General features: G+C 62.8%; 18 protein-coding genes and 1 tRNA gene. 7 read left to right on the forward strand and 12 right to left on the reverse strand.

From position 1 onward, the window contains the following. Positions 1-87: 87 nt before the first annotated feature. The gene (locus tag QX070_RS25840) at positions 88-609 is read right to left on the reverse strand and encodes a protein phosphatase CheZ (protein ID WP_315739983.1); all 522 of its coding nucleotides are present in this window, start codon (positions 607-609) and stop codon (positions 88-90) included. Positions 610-1,344: 735 nt separating this feature from the next. On the opposite strand from QX070_RS25840, the gene QX070_RS25845 reads away from it, so the two are divergent. Continuing rightward, complete coding sequence (locus QX070_RS25845; RefSeq protein ID WP_315739984.1) at positions 1,345-1,788, forward strand: CBS domain-containing protein; 444 nt, start codon at positions 1,345-1,347, stop codon at positions 1,786-1,788. Between the two features lie 198 nt (positions 1,789-1,986). Here the strand turns inward: QX070_RS25845 and QX070_RS25850 are convergent, their stop codons facing one another. Beyond that, complete coding sequence (locus QX070_RS25850) at positions 1,987-3,381, reverse strand: serine hydrolase (RefSeq protein WP_315739985.1); 1,395 nt, start codon at positions 3,379-3,381, stop codon at positions 1,987-1,989. 364 nt (positions 3,382-3,745) lie between these two features. Between QX070_RS25850 and QX070_RS25855 the strand changes: the two genes are divergently transcribed. Further along, complete coding sequence (locus QX070_RS25855; RefSeq protein ID WP_315739986.1) at positions 3,746-4,045, forward strand: hypothetical protein; 300 nt, start codon at positions 3,746-3,748, stop codon at positions 4,043-4,045. Positions 4,046-4,898: 853 nt separating this feature from the next. On the opposite strand, the gene QX070_RS25860 is transcribed toward QX070_RS25855, so the two are convergent. The 4 genes from QX070_RS25860 to QX070_RS25875 form a co-directional block, all read right to left on the reverse strand. Beyond that, entirely contained in the window at positions 4,899-5,165 is a 267-nt protein-coding gene (locus tag QX070_RS25860; RefSeq protein ID WP_315717207.1) for a hypothetical protein, read from the reverse strand. A 168-nt stretch (positions 5,166-5,333) separates the two neighbouring features. Next, complete coding sequence (locus QX070_RS25865; protein ID WP_315717206.1) at positions 5,334-5,732, reverse strand: TIGR02301 family protein; 399 nt, start codon at positions 5,730-5,732, stop codon at positions 5,334-5,336. 31 nt (positions 5,733-5,763) lie between these two features. Further along, entirely contained in the window at positions 5,764-6,183 is a 420-nt protein-coding gene (locus QX070_RS25870; RefSeq protein ID WP_315739987.1) for an NUDIX hydrolase, read from the reverse strand. A 64-nt stretch (positions 6,184-6,247) separates the two neighbouring features. Then, positions 6,248-6,769 carry a hypothetical protein gene (locus QX070_RS25875; protein ID WP_315717204.1) on the reverse strand — a complete coding sequence of 174 codons (522 nt, stop codon included), beginning with the start codon at positions 6,767-6,769 and terminating at the stop codon, positions 6,248-6,250. Positions 6,770-6,855: 86 nt separating this feature from the next. Between QX070_RS25875 and QX070_RS25880 the strand changes: the two genes are divergently transcribed. Beyond that, positions 6,856-7,626: an SOS response-associated peptidase gene (locus QX070_RS25880; RefSeq protein WP_315739988.1), complete on the forward strand. Its 771-nt coding sequence runs from the start codon at positions 6,856-6,858 to the stop codon at positions 7,624-7,626. Positions 7,627-7,786: 160 nt separating this feature from the next. Here the strand turns inward: QX070_RS25880 and QX070_RS25885 are convergent, their stop codons facing one another. From QX070_RS25885 to QX070_RS25900, 4 genes are read right to left on the reverse strand one after another with little or no spacing between them, the layout of a single operon-like run. After that, a complete protein-coding gene (locus QX070_RS25885) occupies positions 7,787-8,368 on the reverse strand; it encodes an NUDIX domain-containing protein (protein ID WP_315739989.1) in 582 nt (193 codons plus the stop codon). Positions 8,369-8,377: 9 nt separating this feature from the next. Further along, on the reverse strand, positions 8,378-8,833 hold the full coding sequence (locus QX070_RS25890) for a GNAT family acetyltransferase (protein WP_315739990.1): 456 nt from the start codon (positions 8,831-8,833) through the stop codon (positions 8,378-8,380). Positions 8,834-8,848: 15 nt separating this feature from the next. Then, entirely contained in the window at positions 8,849-10,276 is a 1,428-nt protein-coding gene (locus QX070_RS25895; protein WP_315739991.1) for an FAD-binding oxidoreductase, read from the reverse strand. An 18-nt stretch (positions 10,277-10,294) separates the two neighbouring features. Further along, the gene (locus tag QX070_RS25900) at positions 10,295-11,293 is read right to left on the reverse strand and encodes an L-threonylcarbamoyladenylate synthase (RefSeq protein WP_315739992.1); all 999 of its coding nucleotides are present in this window, start codon (positions 11,291-11,293) and stop codon (positions 10,295-10,297) included. A gap of 229 nt (positions 11,294-11,522) precedes the next feature. Between QX070_RS25900 and QX070_RS25905 the strand changes: the two genes are divergently transcribed. Both QX070_RS25905 and QX070_RS25910 read left to right on the forward strand, forming a co-directional pair. Next, a tRNA-Pro gene (locus QX070_RS25905) sits at positions 11,523-11,599 on the forward strand. Positions 11,600-11,727: 128 nt separating this feature from the next. Further along, complete coding sequence (locus tag QX070_RS25910) at positions 11,728-11,880, forward strand: hypothetical protein (protein ID WP_315739993.1); 153 nt, start codon at positions 11,728-11,730, stop codon at positions 11,878-11,880. Between the two features lie 164 nt (positions 11,881-12,044). Here QX070_RS25910 and QX070_RS25915 read toward each other — a convergent pair whose 3' ends face one another. Beyond that, positions 12,045-12,788 carry a DUF3800 domain-containing protein gene (locus QX070_RS25915; RefSeq protein WP_315739994.1) on the reverse strand — a complete coding sequence of 248 codons (744 nt, stop codon included), beginning with the start codon at positions 12,786-12,788 and terminating at the stop codon, positions 12,045-12,047. 56 nt (positions 12,789-12,844) lie between these two features. Here QX070_RS25915 and QX070_RS25920 point away from each other — a divergent pair, with 56 nt between their 5' ends. Continuing rightward, positions 12,845-13,621, forward strand: a complete 777-nt coding sequence (locus tag QX070_RS25920; RefSeq protein ID WP_315739995.1) for a hypothetical protein — start codon at positions 12,845-12,847, stop codon at positions 13,619-13,621. 27 nt (positions 13,622-13,648) lie between these two features. After that, entirely contained in the window at positions 13,649-14,788 is a 1,140-nt protein-coding gene (locus QX070_RS25925; RefSeq protein WP_315739996.1) for a hypothetical protein, read from the forward strand. Between the two features lie 307 nt (positions 14,789-15,095). Here the strand turns inward: QX070_RS25925 and QX070_RS25930 are convergent, their stop codons facing one another. Beyond that, positions 15,096-16,292: a tyrosine-type recombinase/integrase gene (locus tag QX070_RS25930; protein ID WP_315739997.1), complete on the reverse strand. Its 1,197-nt coding sequence runs from the start codon at positions 16,290-16,292 to the stop codon at positions 15,096-15,098. Positions 16,293-16,464 lie beyond the last annotated feature (172 nt).

A 16,464-nucleotide genomic window follows, 5' to 3' on the forward strand; every position in this document is an offset into this window, starting at 1 on the left:
CAATCCAGAGTCCTTGCGCGGCCCTGGATTGCTTCGTCGCTCTGCTCCTCGCAATGACGCGGAGCGGGCATCACGCCTGGCCGTCGTTCACGCGAACAGCTTGTCGATGTCGTCCTGGGAAATCGCCACGCCGGGCCGCTTCGGGCCCTCCAGCAAGTCTGGGACGCTCGAGGGGGCAGCAAGCTCGGTGGCCAGCCGCGCCAGCTCCTCTTTTCCCCAGATGCGGACGAGCTTGTTGATGTGGTCCTCCATGAACTGCAGCGACTTGACCACCCGCGTGATCCGCTGCCCTGTGAGGTCCTGGAACGCGCACGCCTCGAACACCTTGTTCGTGCTGTCGACGATCTCGTCGCTGACCGCCGCGGCCGTCGGGTCTTTGACGCTCTGCAACTTCGCGACGCTGGCGCCGATCGCCTCCATGCTTTCGAGGATCGCGTTCCCGGCCACCTCCGTATTCTCGACGATCGCGTCGAGGGTGTCGGTCATCGTCGCGAAACTGCCCTTGCCGTCGCCTTGAAGAGCGGCGAGTTCGCGCCGCATGCTGCTAATCTGGCCGAACATCTCGACCAGGTAGGTTTTCAGCAACCTCTCTTCTTCCGGCGCAATCATCAGAAATCCCCGACTTTTCCTTAACGTTTCCTTACCAATTCTTCACGCGGCAGTTGCAAACCCCGGCCTGCTCTTCTGTGAAGGCATTTCGGATTTCGCTTCGGCGGTGACCGGCTCGCGACGCGGCTATCGAGATTTCGCGTAAGCTCGAAACGGCACTGTGGTCAGGTAGGTGAAGATCAGCGACCTATTTTTGCCCGTTTTCGTTAAGGGCGCATGTTCATTCCCGTCAAAGCCTTCAAATTGCTTTGTGAAGAGTTTCCGAGCGACATGGCTGCCGAGGGGGGCCGTTGGGCAGTGCTCGGTCTGCTGTCGGTTTCCGCGACGCCGGGACGGCCCTTGGAGCCTGGATGTCCGAGCGGGCGTCACGACAGGAGGCAGGCGGCGGCGGCCGGCCAAGACGAATGCGAATGTCCGCTGCCAGGGACGACGCGGACGTGGGGGAGAAATTCCAGTACGCCGCCTCTTGACCCAGAGCTCTCTACTGACCGCGATCGTCGATCGACTTGCGTTTTGCCGAGCAACATTTTTGCCGGCACCCGATGGTTCCGCTCTCGGGGACGACCTGACGTCTGCAATCCCAGGAATCGCTAGGCCGCCTGTGACCCCCGATCATCGTTCGGTTCGCGGCCAGGCGCACCGCATCGGCGAGGCGCTGACGAAGCCGGATATTTCGACTATCCTGCCATCCGGACCATCAAGGCGGGGCAGGACGGGGTCCAGGAGGGGACATCGATGAGCACAGTAAGAAGCGCGCTGGCCCAGAAGAGTGGCGCCCTGATCCATGTTCGTTCCGACGACATGGTCGTCGAAGCCTTGCGCCAGATGCGCGACAACCGGGTCCGGTCGGTGCTCGTCATCGACGACGGCGCGCTGGTCGGCATCGTGACGCAGGGGGACTGCGCCATCAAAGTGCTGCTGCCCGGGCTCGACGCCAAGCAGACGCCGGTGGGTCAGGTGATGACGGGCAACCCGGTGACGGTCAAGCCGGATCACCGGCTGGACAGTTGCATGGCGATGATGGCTCAACGTGGCTTTCGCCATCTGCCGGTGCTGGACGCGGGCAAGGTCGTGGGCGTGATCTCGGTCGGAGACGTCGTCAAGAACATCATCCGGGACTTGGAGCACAACGTGGACGACCTGATGGGCTACATCATGAAGGACGGCCCCGGGGGCTGACGGACGAACGTGGTGCCGTCGCTCTCCGCCGATATCTGCTTGTGACCCATCTCGGACCTTTCCGCCCGGCCCCGCGACGTCCGCTGTCGGGGTGCACCGGAAGTTAACGACCGTGGAAGCGCAGGGGCCGCTTGTGACCCGAGGCCGACGTTGTTCGCGGTGCATGGTCAGCCCAGGAATGTGGTCAGGTCTGACGCGCTAATGCCTTCTCTCGCCCCGCGCGTCGTTGCCATTCTGATGAAGAACTAGATGGGAGATCTGCCCGGCGTCCGTCGAGAAAAACTCCAACTGGGCGTCAACGACTTTCGCGAAGAACTTGCTCTGCGACTCGGGAAATAGCCGGATTTTGCGTTGATAGGTCGCTTGCGACATCAGTTGCCCATTCTCCAGAGTGATGGTGATCGAGAACGTCGGCGTAAAGTCATAGACGCCAGTGTATGTCGCGAGAATAGCGGGATCGACCTCTACGCTCGTGCGGACGATCGGATGAAAATCCGGCCAGCCGTAGACCGAAGCGATGCTGCGCAAGATCTCGGTCGCTAGTAGCTGGCCGCCTTGCGCGTTGGTCATGATGACCGCTCCATCGCCACTATGCTGATAGGCGACGAGCACCGCTTCGAAACCCTCGTCGATACCACCGTGCGAAAAGAAGGGATTTTCCTGCGAGCCCCCGATCGGAAAACCCAAACCGTGATTGCCTTGACCGGCAACGAGCATCTGCTTGGTCATCTCAGTCGAAAGCACTCGATTTGAATCGCCCAGCAGCGAACGCTGAATCTCGATCGCGTATCGCGCGAGGTCAGTCGGCGTCGTCCAAAGTCCTGCAGCCGCCATTTCCGGATAGATGTGGGACCCGCCCTCTACAGGAGCGCCGTTTGCCTTGTAGGGCGTCGCAGCGCTGGAGCGCAGTTCCACCGGCAGCGGCTGTTCGTAGGTACTGCGGGTCATGCCGATAGGCGCAAGCACTGTGTCATGCATGAGCTTAGGGAACGGTTGATGCGAGACGTCGAGCAGCAACTGCTGCATCACCGTGTAGCCACCGCCGGAGTATTTCCAACGGCTTCCCGGAGCAGCCTCCAGGCGAACGGGGGCGGTGTTGGCTGGCTTCTCTCCATCTAGGACTTGGACGAGCGAGGGAATCGGAGCACCCGCCGAGTAGCCCGGGAATCCGTGCACCGTGAGCCCGGCAGTGTGACTGAGTAACTCACGCAGCGTAACCACGGCGCCTGGCGCAGCTGCGCTTGCGGGGATCTTCCACGAGGTCAGTGCCTGATTGACGTCCGAGTCGAGCGCCAGCTTGCCTTGCTCGATGAGATGAAGCGCAGCCATCGCCGCGACCGGCTTGCTGATGCTACCGGCCTGGAACAGGGTATCGGCCGTCACGGGGCCGCCCCCGAGTTGTGCGACGCCAAATCCCTGCGCCCATTCGACGGCGCCATTATGGATCACCGCAATGCTGACGCCCGGCACTCGATCAGCGGCCATGCGGTCCGGGAGCCTTTGACAAATGTGAGGATCGTCCTTCTCCACCACCTTCGTCCTGAGGCACGCGCAGACATCATCGATTCGACGCTGGATTTCGGGCGAGATCATCCCCTGAGCCTCAATCTTTTCTGATCGCCACAACAGTACGCCGAGACACAGTAGAGCGGTCAGCAAGCAAAACCGTATCACAATCATCGGTTGATACCTCTAGGCAGCCGACGTTAACGTAGCTCGATCCCTCAACACGAGACAAATGTCCGCTTGTGGCCCTGGCTGTGTGAAAAGGCCCATAACGGATCTGGTCGCCGGCTCGCGTGAAGGTCTGCTTCTGATGCTCAACCGGAAGCAGGTGCCCGGCAACAGGGCTCCGACGGGGCTGTATCTTGTTATCTTCTTAGGGTTGAGAAAACCGGTTCGCGCTATTCGCCTGTGACCTTCAAGACGGTAGGGTTGGCCCCAAGGATAGTGTCTGGTGTACTTCATCGCCTTTATGATCGTGGTCGTCTTGACTGCCGTGGTGTCGCTTCGTCGATCCATGGCTCTATCACGGAACGCTCGGGGGGCTGGCCCGGCCCAGCGGCTGGCAGCGCGGCGGCGGGCGCTTTGGCCTGTATTCTGCGCGGCAATTCTTGAGTTTGGGTTGATTGGACTTAGTCATGTTCAAGACAACCAGGAGCTTGGTCCCTCCGTGACGATCGATCTCATGGCGCTTACGGCCGCTTTTATCGGCGGCTGGTTTCTTGGCGTCATCGGCGGAATGGATTGGGACTGAAGCGCCGCAAGAAACGCAAAGCAAAAGAGCCCGTCGGGCGAATCAGTCGCGCGATCTTGTTTGTAACGCCGTCGTTCGGGTTCGCCGCAACTACACGAAACGCCTGTGCCGAAACGGCAATTTTGCGCATTGTCTCAACGTGATCGCGCCCGCAGCACCTTCCGGGCGAAAGATTTCACTTTCGTTTTTCCAGAATACGTGTCTATCCTCCACCCATCCCGCCTCAACGAGAGGGGCGTACGCGCGGTCGTCACGAGACGCGAGGCGGGCAGGCGGTGGACGTGTCGGGTTGCAGCGTGGCTTTGGCTGCGCGGACGAACAATCCCGATGCGGACGTTAAGTCGCGTGGTCCTGGCCTCCCGATGCCGAGGTCAAGCCTGAGCGTGATGCGAGAGCATCGGCGCAGGCGATGGGGGCAATCAAGCCGGTCCCCAGGGAGAGCGCGAAAGAAGCGTTAAAACCATCGCGCAGGGAAGGCTGGGCTCATCCGGCTGCACCTGTGGTTCCTGCCCCGTGCACTTTTGTTCGCACGGGGGCCATGGGCGTCAGCCGACGCCCAGCCTTCCCTGCGCCCTCGATTGAATGAGGGCCGAACGTCGGTCATCGCTCGGACGCATCGCGCCGCGAGGACGATGAGGCGTGTCTCGATGCTGTTTGAGATGTGGAGACGGATCTCGGCCCCGATGGGCGCTCTTCGTTTTGGCTCCGTCATTGCGCTCGCAATGACGCGGAGTTTGTCGACGTAGTTGTCGTAGCCTGGATAAGCGCAGCGATATCCGGGTTCAACGAGGCTGCGGATGAGACCCCGGATGTCGCTGCGCTCATCCGGGCTACCCGCGAGGAGCGTGAGAACCTACTGCGTCGCGCGCGACAGCGAGAACTCGCCGTTGCGGACGCGCTCCGGCAGGCCTTCGACGAAGGTCGCCACCGCGTCCTCGCCATAGGTGGTGACGAGTTCGGCCAGCGCCGCGAACAGGCTGGCCTGCGCCAGGCAGTCGCCGTCGACGCCGTCGTGGCGCGCTTCCGCCCAGGCTTCGTTGAGGTAGCTGAGCGCGGCCTGCTTCTGCTCGTGATCGGGCAGGACGGCGGGGAGGGCGCTGAAAGTGACGGGAAAGCTCATTGAATTCAGTCTGGCGGGGCCGCGAGGCGCGTTGAATTCCGAACGCGGACGCGCCGGACCAGTGAGGTTTACCACGCAGGCGGCGGACGCCTAGGCCAGTTCTTTAGGAAAGGTTAACAAGGTTAACGCAAACGTGGATAACGCCCGCGCGCCGTCAACCATGGGCCGTCAGTTGGCGTAGCGCGCCGTGAGGTCGCGCGAGATCTTCGAGCCCTCGTCGATGTAGCGGCGGATCGCCACCATCGCCGCCGGCGTGCAGGTCCGGTAGGTCTGCTGAAAGCCGTTATAGCCGCGGTTGAAGCCGGCGATCATCCGGGCGCGGCGTTCGCCCGACGGCGTCTCGGCATCGATCAGGGCCTGCATCTGGTTGCGCCATTTGGCGCCTTCATTGCTGCCGCAGATGCCGCGGAGGTAATGCAGGGTTCCGAGGATCTCGGCCAGCCGCTGCAGATCGCCATCGAACGGCGCGGCCGCATCCTGCGCGCGCGCGGGCACAATGGCGCAGGCGGCAACGAGCATGAGGACGGCCAGGAGGCGCTTGGGGATCATGGGGAACACCGACGTCATATGCCTTTGCCGGACGGCGGACGCAAGGCGCCTACACCAGGGTCCGTGCGGCGGCGATGATCTCCGGCAGTCCGTCAGTCAGCGTGAGGCCCTCGAGCGCATCGGGGAGGCGCCACTGAAAGTCGTCCAGTTCCGGGTTGAGCCGGGGCTCTCCGGCCTGCCAGCGGGCCGCAAAGGGAAGGATCACATAGTGGCCGCCGCTGCCCTGGGCCGGCAGGACCTCGCGCCATCCGGCCAGCCCGACAATTGCGATCGAGAGTGCGGTTTCCTCCATGACCTCGCGCGCGACGGCCTCATGCAGGGTTTCGCCGAGCTCCACCCGGCCGCCGGGCAGCGTGTAGACGCCCTTGGCGGGGGAACGCGCCCGGCGCACCAGCAGGAGCTTGCCGTCGCGGAAGATGGCGGCGCTGACGGCGAGTTGGGGGTGGCGGGGCGGCGTCGGGGCGGTCATGCAATGGCTCCAGGCGTGGTCTGCACCATAGCGTGAAGACGACCGGGCCGGCAGCCCGTGCTGCTCAGAAGCTTGCCATGATGGCGTCGACGGCGTCGACCTCGTCGACCGGGTCAGGGTCGACCTCGATGTCGCCATTGATGATGCCGCCGGCCTGCGTCACCAGCGGCTTGACCCACGCCGCGGCCTGCTCGGCGAGCTTGGCCTTGGTGGCGTCCTGCTTGGCAGCGCGCATCGCGCTGCCAACCGCGAGCAGGATGTCGGTCATGGTCTTCGTGAGATGATCGAACTTGTCGCGAATCGCAGGGTCGGCCTGCTCATAGGCCTCGATGACGAGATCGCGGGCCTTGAAATTGGTGTGCGTGAAATGTTCTGGATAGGTCAGCGGCGACCACGCCAGAAAATCCTCGGCGCATTCCGGAATATCGGGAATCATTTCGAGCAGCATCACGGCTTCGTTGAAATGATTCAGATAGTCGGTGGCGAGCCCGGTGCGCGGATTGATGTTGGCGGCGCGCAGCATCGCGGCCCGCGCCGGGTCAATGGCGCTGCCCGCCGGTCGTTGGGTCGTGCGATCGGTAGGCACGGAATGGGTCGCCGCTGCGGTCATCCGCTGCAGTGTTGGCAACCTAAGTTAAAAGGTGCTGAACACACGACGATTTGAGTGAGATTATGTGTGGACGCTTCGTGATCACTTCACCACCCGCGGCTCTCAGGCAGATTTTCGGCTACGAGGAACAGCCGAACTTTCCGCCGCGGCACAATATTGCTCCGACGCAGCCGATTCCCGTAGTTCTTCTGGACCAGGACATCAGGCATTTTCGGCTCATGCGCTGGGGATTCATTCCTGCCTGGGTCAAGGATCCCCGTAATTTCACGCTGCTGATCAATGCGCGTTCGGAGTCCGTACGCGAGAAGCCGGCGTTCAAGAATGCGATCCGGCGGCGCCGCGTGCTAGTGCCCGCTGATGGATATTACGAGTGGCAGGTGATCGATGGTCGCAAGCGGCCGTTCTTCATCCACCGCAGTGACGGCGCGCTGCTCGGCTTCGCGGCCCTCGCCGAGACCTGGTGCGGGCCGAACGGCGAGGAGGTCGATACGGTGGCGATCGTCACCGCAGCTGCGAGCCGCGATCTCGCCACGCTGCATCATCGTGTTCCCGTGACGATCAGGCCGGATGATTTCGCGCTGTGGCTCGACTGCCGTTCCGATGATCCTGACGAGGCCATGCGGCTGCTGATCCCGCCTCGCGAGGGCGAGTTCGCGTGGTACGAGGTCTCCACGCGCGTCAATGCGGTGGCCAACGACGATGAGCAGCTGTTGCTGCCGATGACCGCGGAGATGCGCGCCGCCGAGGACGCGCAGCGCAAGCCGGCGAAGAAGGTTGCATCTCGTAAAGTTTCGCCTGCGGCTGCGGATGACGGGCAGGGGAGTTTGTTCTGAGGCGGGATATATCGACAGAGAAGATCGTCATCCCCGCGAAAGCGGGGATCCAGTACGCCGTGGCCTCTCGTGCCGAAACGGCTGCCGGTGGAAGACTGGGTCCCCCGCCTTCGCGGAGGACGACAGAGAAGCAAGACCCGCGACCGAGCGTTGGCCGCGCTCAGCCAAAGATCCTCAGCGCGGCGTGCTGCAGCAGCATGATGGTCTTGGCGTCCTGGATGCGGCCGTCGGCGATCATCGCCAGCGCGTCGTCGATCGAGAGTTCCAGCACCTCGATCTCCTCGCCCTCATGCGCGAGCCCGCCGCCGGCGCTGACGCGCATGCGAGGCTCGTATTCGGCGACGAAGAAATGGATCTTCTCGGTGACGACGCCCGGGCTCATGAACGCCTCGAACACGAACTTGACGTCGTGCAGCCGGAACCCGGTCTCCTCCTCGGCTTCGAGCCGGATGCGCTCCTCCGGCGAGGCATCGTCGAGCAGGCCGGCGGCGGCCTCGATCAGGAGATCGTCGTAGCCATTGAGGAAGGCGGGATAGCGGAACTGCTTGACCAGGATGACGCTGCGCTGCGCGAGGTTGTAGGGGAGGATCGCCGCGGCGTTGCCGCGCTCGAACACGTCGCGGCTCTGCATCTGCCACGTGCCGTCGTCGCGCCGCCACTCGAACTTCGTCGAGGTCAGCGTCCCGTAATGGTCGGAGAGCACGCGCGTCTCGTGGACGCGGATGCGGTCGGAGATGCTCATCGCTCGCCTCTATTTCATTCCGGGCGTCGGCGGGCGCCCGTCGAGCCATTTCGAGAACACGACGCTGTCCTGCACGGCATAGTCGAGCGCCTGGTAGAACGCCTGCACCGCGGTGTTGTCGCCGCGCACCATCAGCATCAGCTTGGCGACGCCGCGTGCGCGCAGCCAGTCCTCGGCCGCGGCCATGATGGCGCGGCCATGGTTGTGGCCGCGATGCTCGGGATCGACGCTGACGTAGTAGACCCAGCCGCGATGGCCGTCATGGCCGACCATGACGGAGGCTGCGATCGCGCCGCCGCTGCGGCCGACCAGGACGGTCGCATTGTCGCCGCGGCGGGCGAGCGCGATGTCGGCGGCCGGATCGTTCCACGGCCGCGTCAGGCCGCAGCGCTGCCACAGCGCGATGATGGCTGGCACGTCGGCATCGGTGATGTCGGAAACCGCGAGAGCAGGGGCACTGTCCATGGGAGCGTCGAAAGCCTAGAGCACCTTGCCGGGATTCATGATCCCGAGCGGATCGAATTGCGCCTTGATCGCGCGCATCAGCGAAATCGCGGTCGGGTCCTTCACGTCGGGCAGCTCGTCGCGCTTGAGCACGCCGATGCCGTGCTCGGCCGAGATCGAGCCGCCCATGCGCAGCACGATCTCGAACACGACAGCATTCACCTCGTGCCAGCGGGCGAGATAGTCGGCCGTGTTGGCGCCGATCGGCTGGCTGACATTGTAGTGGATATTGCCGTCGCCGAGATGACCGAACGGCACCGGCCGCGCACCGGGCATCAGCTTCACGACGGCGGCGTTGGCTTCCGCGATGAACGCCGGCACCGCCGCAACGGGCACCGAGATGTCGTGCTTGATCGAGCCGCCCTCCGGCTTCTGCGCCGCCGAGATGTCCTCGCGCAGCTTCCAGAACGCCATGCGCTGGGCGAGGCTGCCGGCGATCGCGGCGTCGTCGACGATGCCCTCCTCGAGACCCTTTTCCAGGATCGTCTCCAGCGTGGCGCGGGCATCGTCGCGCGACGACGACAATTCCATCAGCACGAACCAGGGATGGGCGCCCGACAGCGGCGCGCGGTTGCCGGCGGCGTGGCGGATCGAGAAGTCGAGCGCGATCGCGGCAATCAGCTCGAAGCTCGTCAGGTTGCCGGCGGCCTCGCGTTGCGCGATCGCCAAGAGCTTCAACGCGTCATCCGGCGACTTCAGGCCGACGAACGCGGTTTCGACCGCGCGCGGCTTCGGAAACAACTTCAGGCTCGCCGCGGTGATGATGCCGAGCGTGCCCTCGGCGCCGATGAAGAGATTGCGCAGATCGTAGCCGGTGTTGTCCTTCTTCAATTTCGACAGCGCATTGAGCACGCGCCCGTCGGCCAGCACCACCTCGACCCCCAACGCCATCTCGCGCGCCACGCCATAGGCCAGCGCGGCGGTGCCGCCGGCGTTGGTCGAGAGATTGCCGCCGATGGTGCAACTGCCCTCGGCGCCGAGCGACAGCGGAAACAGCCGGTCGACCTCGGCGGCCTTCTGCTGCGCGACCTGCAGCACGACACCGGCCTCGGCGATCATGGTGTTGGAGGCGGTGTCGACCTCGCGGATCTTGTCCATGCGCTTCAGCGACACCACCACCTCGCCATTGTGCGGCGTCTGTCCGCCGACGAGACCGGTGTTGCCGCCCTGCGGCACCAGCGCGATGCGGTGCTGACTGGCAAGCTTGCAGATTGCCGCGACCTCGGCGGTCGAGCCCGGGCGCAGCACCAGCGGCGAGCGGCCGTGGAACAGGTTGCGCTCCTCGGTGACGTAGGGGGCGACGTCGGTCTCCGCCGTCAGCGCCTGGCGCTCGCCGACGATGGCGGCGAATTGCGCGATCAAATCGGGCGGCAGCGGCGGCAGGGCAGGCTGGCTGATGTTCATGGTCAGTCGCTTCCAGTGTTATCTCGGCGCGGCGGCGCGGCGCAGCCGGTCGTTGATGGCCTCGCCCAGTCCGTCGTTCGGGATCGGCATCACCGCGATGCTGCGCGCACCCCTGGCATCGAGGCTGCGAAGATAGCCGAAAAGATGCATCGCCGCCTCCGCTGGATCGCCCAAGGGCGAGAGGTTCAGGATCGCGGCGGCTTGGTCGGCCCCGGGCAAGGTCACCGGACCGAAGGCGAGCAGCGCCTCGCCGGCCGCGACCTCGCTGGCGTCGAGGCGGACGGCGGCGCGCGGCGCATAGTGGGAGGCCAGCATGCCCGGCGCCAGCGGCTGCTCGGACGTATTGGTCTCTGCGGCGGGCCGCGCCAGCGCACGGCCGAGCACCGCCTCGATCGCCTCGCTGGGAACCCCGCCCGGGCGCAGCAAGGTCGGCTCGTCGAAGCAGCCGACGATGGTCGATTCGACACCGACCTCGACCGGCCCGCCGTCCAGGATCAGGTCGATTCGTCCCGAGAGATCTGCCGCCACATGAGCCGCGGTGGTCGGCGACACGTGGCCGGAGATGTTGGCGGAGGGCGCCACCACGGCGCCGGCGAACGCCGCGAGCAGCGCTCGCGCGATCGGATGCGAGGGAATGCGGATCGCGACCGTGTCGAGACCGGCCGTCGCGAGATCTGCGACCGTGCAGCCCGCGGCCTGCGGCACCACCAAAGTCAGCGGTCCCGGCCAGAACGCGGCGGCCAGACGCTCGGCGGTGGCATCGAAGCGGCCGATGCGCTGCGCCGCCGCGATATCGGCGACATGGGCGATCAACGGATTGAAGGCGGGCCGGCCCTTGGCCTGATAGAGGCGGGCGATGGCCGCGGCATTGGCCGCATCGGCGCCGAGGCCGTAGACGGTCTCGGTCGGGAACGCGACCAGTCCGCCGCGGGCGAACGTCGCCGCGGCTTGCGCGATTCCAGCCGCGTCGGCGGGCAGGATCCTGGTCTCGATCGCTTGCATGTCTGGGGCGGGCATCGATGGTACGGGACGGCAGTGGCTTCCGCGCTCGGCTATAGCGGGCGCGGACGTTCGAATGAAGCGCGCAAATCGCCTGTCGCATTGCGCTCGCGCCATGGCCGCCGGACAAAGCCCCACGGCCTCAAGCGGTTAACCCCTCTGCCGACGATCAGCGATTTCGATGCGATTTCCTGCCTTGTGTCCTTGCGAAGACGGAAACCCAACGCTATAAGCCGGCTTCCCAAGTCGGAGCGTGGCTCAGCCCGGTAGAGCACTGCGTTCGGGACGCAGGGGTCGCAGGTTCGAATCCTGCCGCTCCGACCATTTTTCCCCTGCAAGTATAGTGTTTTCCCTTACGCCGATTTCTTCCCCCTCGTCTGGGGTACAGGTTGGGGTACAGATTGAGACTGTTTCGCGGCCTTACCCGCTTCACCAGCACACCCTGATAATCGATGAAGTTCTCGGCGACGATTCCCTTGCTGGACGCGGGCAGGGTCGCGCGCGTGATCTCGATCGGAGACGTCGTCAAGAACATCATCCGGGATTTGGAGCACAACGTGGGCGACCTGATGGGCTGCCTCATGAAGGACGGCCCTGGCGGCTGACAGACGAACCGCCGTGCCGTCGCTCCACCTACGCCTGCTTCTGAGCCCATTACGACCCTGGCCGCCAGCTCGCGTGAAGGTCTGTCTCTGCCCCAGTGGGACCTTTGCAATCAATTTGCTGGAGTCCGCTTTCAGCCCAATGCGGACCTTAATGAGTACATGCCCTAGCTCATGTAGCGTCCGAAGTCCGGCGTTGCTTGAGCAAGCTCAAGAAGCCTCACCTCGTCCCACAGCTTACCAAGGATAACGATTTCGCTCATCTTCGCGATCCACGGCGCGTCTGGTCTCTCTCTGCCATCCATAAACTCGACCAGATCGCGACGAAGGTGTCCGGCGCTGAAATCAGCAGCCTGAAGCGCTATGGTAGTCTTGTCGCTTCTGAATATCGGATAATCGGTCAGAAGCGGCCTCACGTTGGGCGGCGCGGACTTCAGGAGACGAGGCCACGAGGCGCTTACCGCTTCCTCCTGCCCCTTTTGTTCATCGAAAATGAATTGGACCTTCCCCGTGTATCCATTCCTCTCCAGCCAGAAGCCCATGCGCGAGACAAGGTCATGGATCATGAAGAAATATGGGTACGCGAGGACCTTGTCGGCGTTTTTACCGAACACCTCGAAATAGAGCTTCGTCGGGACCGCGGAAATCAGCCCGAACAGCTTATGGTCGGCGATTACCCGCATCAGCAAGTGCATCCTTTCCGCGAATAACTGGTCGCTCCAACCCGCAAACTCGCCCGATCGCCCGTTTGCCTCGGTTTCCTTGAAGTAGGCCAGCCGCGGCGACATCCCGAGCGCGGCAGACCATTCCTTCTCAAAACTCGCCCAGGTCCCTTCATCCGCAGCCCAGCCGCTGAGCACGGAGACCGGCTCGACCCCTACGTTGCTATCATCAATGTAGACCTTCAGCATCTTTGTTTCACACGCATAAGGTGCTATTGGCAGACAGCTCAATTCTGGACCCCAGAATGCTTCACAGGGTCACCGCAACTTTGCAAGGCCATCCGTGGGACCTCTGGGGATTATCCCAACTGTTCGACGGCTCGGATTCATCGAAGACCCTGGTTGTGGCCACAAAGCCGAACGGGCGGCCGACGTTCGACGTGAACGACCCTGACCAGCGAGCCCGTTTCCGCATGCAAGGCTACGATGTTTTAGGGCAGCTCACCTGTGACGAGTTGGTCCTGGACGGCACCACAGGAGATTTGCGCGACCTGAGGGCGGTCGCCGATGAGATCATTACCCGGTTGAACGGTCTGGCGCGGACGTTCGACCCAACCTTTGCCCCCGTTCGACTTACCCATCTCTCCTACCCCAAGGAGAATGGCGCTGGAGCAATGACAGCTGGGGACTGGACACCGAATAGGGACTCCACGTTCCTGAGCGCATCTTACCGTGATCTCTCCGCGCGAGCGCTCAGGCTTGCCGGAGCCGACCCCGCGGTAAACTTCGTCCTCGATGCCATGACGCTTCCAGCGACGTGGGCCTCGCTCTATTTGGTCTATGATGCCATCTCGACGAACGTTGGCGGTAAGCCTGCATTGAAGAAGCTCGGCTGGTTGACCGATGACCAACTCAGCGACCTCACCAATTCGGCCAACAGCAGCCGGAATATTCGGGAGGGCGCGCGCCATGGAAGTCGCGTGGATTCCACACGGCCATTAATCCCGCTCAATGTCGCCCACATATACACGTGCCAGCTTGTCGTCCAATGGCTCGACTGGCTTGTGAATCATGGCAAGTGAATGCCCGAGTGGATACCGATGTTCGCGATGCCGAACGTGATCCCTCAGAATCCCATCGAGGTCGATGGTATCGCCTTTGTTGCTGCTTTCGATGACCGGATTAAAGCCCTTCGCCTCAAATACCCGAAGTACGACGAATACCTCAACCGGTTCGCCAACGAGTTCGGCACCAAGATAAATCCGAGCACCATCATAGTGCGGGACGACGCGCCTGAGATCTACAAACGCGTCGATGCTCTAGCCAGCTACCGTGACGCCATCTCGATCGCATGTGTTTCGAAGACTTGGGCAAACATCCTGGTATTCGGGCCCTATATGGACGGACCCCGATACTCCAATACTTTCAATTTTTACCCTTGGCTGCTCGACAAGAACTACGACAAAGTCGGCATGCGCAGCCTTGCGGTATTCGGCGCTAACGAGCTGGCGAAGATGCGGGGCCAATCGGCGCCAGGCGTCGCTATTTCTCGCTTGATCCACACCCACATAGACGATGCCTTGCTCATCGAACTTTTGAAGCGTTGGGTGCGCCGCTATGCGAGCGATAAACCGTATTGGAAGGATCGAGCGCTCTTCCGCTCGCTCAATATGGCAAATGCAGCTTCCAACCTCCCTGTCCACGCCGAGATGACGCAATACGACCTCGGCAGGCTCGTCGCACTATGGGTAAGCGCGTTCGAGATTCTTGCTCATCCGCCTTATGGGAAAAACAATGGCTGGAAGCAGGTCTATGCGCTTCTAAAATCGATCAACTGGGAGAACTCGCGCTGCAAGGAGAAGCGCTTCAGCCCATACCCACATAAACGAGGGATGCGCTCGAACCTCCCCGTTTGGATTTATGGTCAGCTCAATCAGTATCGAAACGACTTCTTGCACGGAAATAAGGTTCGAGATGACCACATGGTCACAAAGCGGTCTCACCGAGCAATACAATCCTACGCCTCTGTGCTGTATCGGATGGCTCTGGCCGCCTTCCTGGACCTCAAGTGGAAAGAGAAGCCACCTAAGGCCGCGGCAGAGCAAATTGCCTATGGACAACGTCAATTCGCGTTTGAGAGCCACCAGCGCGATGCCGAAAGCGCCCTAGGTTCGATTTGCTTTACGGCCGACGAATGGAACGATCTCCGGAACGGTCAACTCTCTCCCAACATCAAGAAGTGGCCCTGAGATGACCGAAAAAAGCTCCCGGGAGGAGGGCTTCCATCTTGATCGTCGCCGCACAGCCCCGGTCACCTCGCGAACGCCTACTCCGAAGGTCTTCGTTGGGTCAATCAAGACTTAATCCGACTACCTCGTCACGTCCGTTGCTCGCCCTTAACGGACACTCCCGGGCTTTGATGAGAGGTCCGTTGGCGCATCTCGACCTTTCGGTCGGCGCGGGCGCTGTCCGCTTTCGAGGAACAACCGGAAGAAAACCCACGGCAGAACCGAAAGGCAGCTTTTGGCCCGAAGCCCTCTCATAACCCCGACTTTCTCAGTTTTTCTGGTGTACAGATCGGGGCACAGATTGAGGCTGTTTCGGCGTCTTCGCCTTCTTCGCCGTGATCCCATCGACTGCACCCTTCATGTGGTCCGGATGATGGTGTCCGTAGACCTCGCGTAGTACTTCAACTGACATCCCGAGATAGCCGGCAGCCTGCCACTCATCGACGCCGGCCTGCATCAGCCAGGTCGCGGCCGTGTGCCGAAGCGTGTGCGGCGTGACCTTGATGTCGACCTTGGCGAGGCGCACCGCAGACGCGAACCCTTTCTTCACCCGCTTGACCGGCAGGCCTCGGTACTCGACGAAGTTTTCGGCCACAATGCCCTTGGCGACCCAGCGCCGCATGTGGGCGAGCAGGCGAGGTGGCAGGGGCACTGTCGGCTGCTGCTTCTTGGTCTTACGCTTGCCGACCGCCAGCCGGTGAAACAGGCCGGCCTCCAGGTCAACGTATGACTTGCCGGCTTCCTTCTTGACCGAGGCGGAGGCGATGGCGCCAGCGCGGGTTCCGGTATAGCAGCCGATCAGAAGAAAGCGCGCGACGTGCCGCAGCGGTCGCTTATCGGTGACCACCACTTCTCCCTTCCGCTCGCCGCGGTGGATTGTCTGCATCTCGCGGTAGCGCCAAGCGGCCCAGATTATGGCTGCGGCCTGGTCTCGCGTAATCCACTCCTGCCGCGCCTCGCCCTTCGGCGGCAGCGTGACGTTGACCATGCCGAAGTGCAGGTTCTGGGCTGAGTGGTTGTTGATGGCTGCGCGCAGGACTTCGAGATCACGCCGCGCGCCACCCTTGCCGGGCCTGGTTGCGACATAATCTCGGCAGGTCTTTGGATTGATCTCGATCAGGGTCTTGTCGCCCCAGAAATCGTTGAGACGCTCGATGTGTCCGGACAGGTTCTTGTCCGGATTGGCGGCACCTCCCTTGTCCTGGTCGTAGATGGTCAGCACGTCGCCGATCAGGATGTTGGCGATGTCCTTGGCTCGCCGGGTCGGGTCATGCTTGTCGGCGATGTATTTGCTCAGGAACTGCTCTGCCTCGATTGGCGGCGTAGTCTCAGCCGCTCCCGCAGCAATTCCTGTGGAGACAACTTTCTGCTTGTCTCGGACGACCCACATTGCCGGTTTGAGTTTGCCTCCCTCTCGTCGCGAAGGTCGCTTGTAGAGACGGGGGCCTTTGCTGTTACGCGACATAACTCTCTCATGGCCTCGATGTTCGCGAGCGTGGTGTAATGCTTGCCTGCGATCGTTTCATAGGTTAGCCGGCCGCGAGCGATCTCTCGACGCAGTCCGGCCAGCTTCATCGACCCGTCCGGGAAGGCGAGTCTTGCTGCCGTCTCCAGTCTCAGCGGAGTGTTGGGCCCGA

This window comes from Bradyrhizobium sp. SZCCHNR1093, from assembly GCF_032381175.1.
Taxonomy (GTDB): domain Bacteria; phylum Pseudomonadota; class Alphaproteobacteria; order Rhizobiales; family Xanthobacteraceae; genus Bradyrhizobium.

Bases quoted from the DNA above. Each gene is read 5' to 3' on its own strand.
- QX070_RS25840 (WP_315739983.1), bottom strand. From the start codon at position 609: ATGATTGCGCCGGAAGAAGAGAGGTTGCTGAAAACCTACCTGGTCGAG.
- QX070_RS25845 (WP_315739984.1), top strand. From the start codon at position 1,345: ATGAGCACAGTAAGAAGCGCGCTGGCCCAGAAGAGTGGCGCCCTGATC.
- QX070_RS25850 (WP_315739985.1), bottom strand. From the start codon at position 3,381: ATGATCTCGCCCGAAATCCAGCGTCGAATCGATGATGTCTGCGCGTGC.
- QX070_RS25860 (WP_315717207.1), bottom strand. From the start codon at position 5,165: ATGAGCTTTCCCGTCACTTTCAGCGCCCTCCCCGCCGTCCTGCCCGAT.
- QX070_RS25865 (WP_315717206.1), bottom strand. From the start codon at position 5,732: ATGACGTCGGTGTTCCCCATGATCCCCAAGCGCCTCCTGGCCGTCCTC.
- QX070_RS25870 (WP_315739987.1), bottom strand. From the start codon at position 6,183: ATGACCGCCCCGACGCCGCCCCGCCACCCCCAACTCGCCGTCAGCGCC.
- QX070_RS25880 (WP_315739988.1), top strand. From the start codon at position 6,856: ATGTGTGGACGCTTCGTGATCACTTCACCACCCGCGGCTCTCAGGCAG.
- QX070_RS25885 (WP_315739989.1), bottom strand. From the start codon at position 8,368: ATGAGCATCTCCGACCGCATCCGCGTCCACGAGACGCGCGTGCTCTCC.
- QX070_RS25890 (WP_315739990.1), bottom strand. From the start codon at position 8,833: ATGGACAGTGCCCCTGCTCTCGCGGTTTCCGACATCACCGATGCCGAC.
- QX070_RS25895 (WP_315739991.1), bottom strand. From the start codon at position 10,276: ATGAACATCAGCCAGCCTGCCCTGCCGCCGCTGCCGCCCGATTTGATC.
- QX070_RS25900 (WP_315739992.1), bottom strand. From the start codon at position 11,293: ATGCCCGCCCCAGACATGCAAGCGATCGAGACCAGGATCCTGCCCGCC.
- QX070_RS25910 (WP_315739993.1), top strand. From the start codon at position 11,728: ATGAAGTTCTCGGCGACGATTCCCTTGCTGGACGCGGGCAGGGTCGCG.
- QX070_RS25915 (WP_315739994.1), bottom strand. From the start codon at position 12,788: ATGCTGAAGGTCTACATTGATGATAGCAACGTAGGGGTCGAGCCGGTC.
- QX070_RS25920 (WP_315739995.1), top strand. From the start codon at position 12,845: ATGCTTCACAGGGTCACCGCAACTTTGCAAGGCCATCCGTGGGACCTC.
- QX070_RS25925 (WP_315739996.1), top strand. From the start codon at position 13,649: ATGCCGAACGTGATCCCTCAGAATCCCATCGAGGTCGATGGTATCGCC.
- QX070_RS25930 (WP_315739997.1), bottom strand. From the start codon at position 16,292: ATGTCGCGTAACAGCAAAGGCCCCCGTCTCTACAAGCGACCTTCGCGA.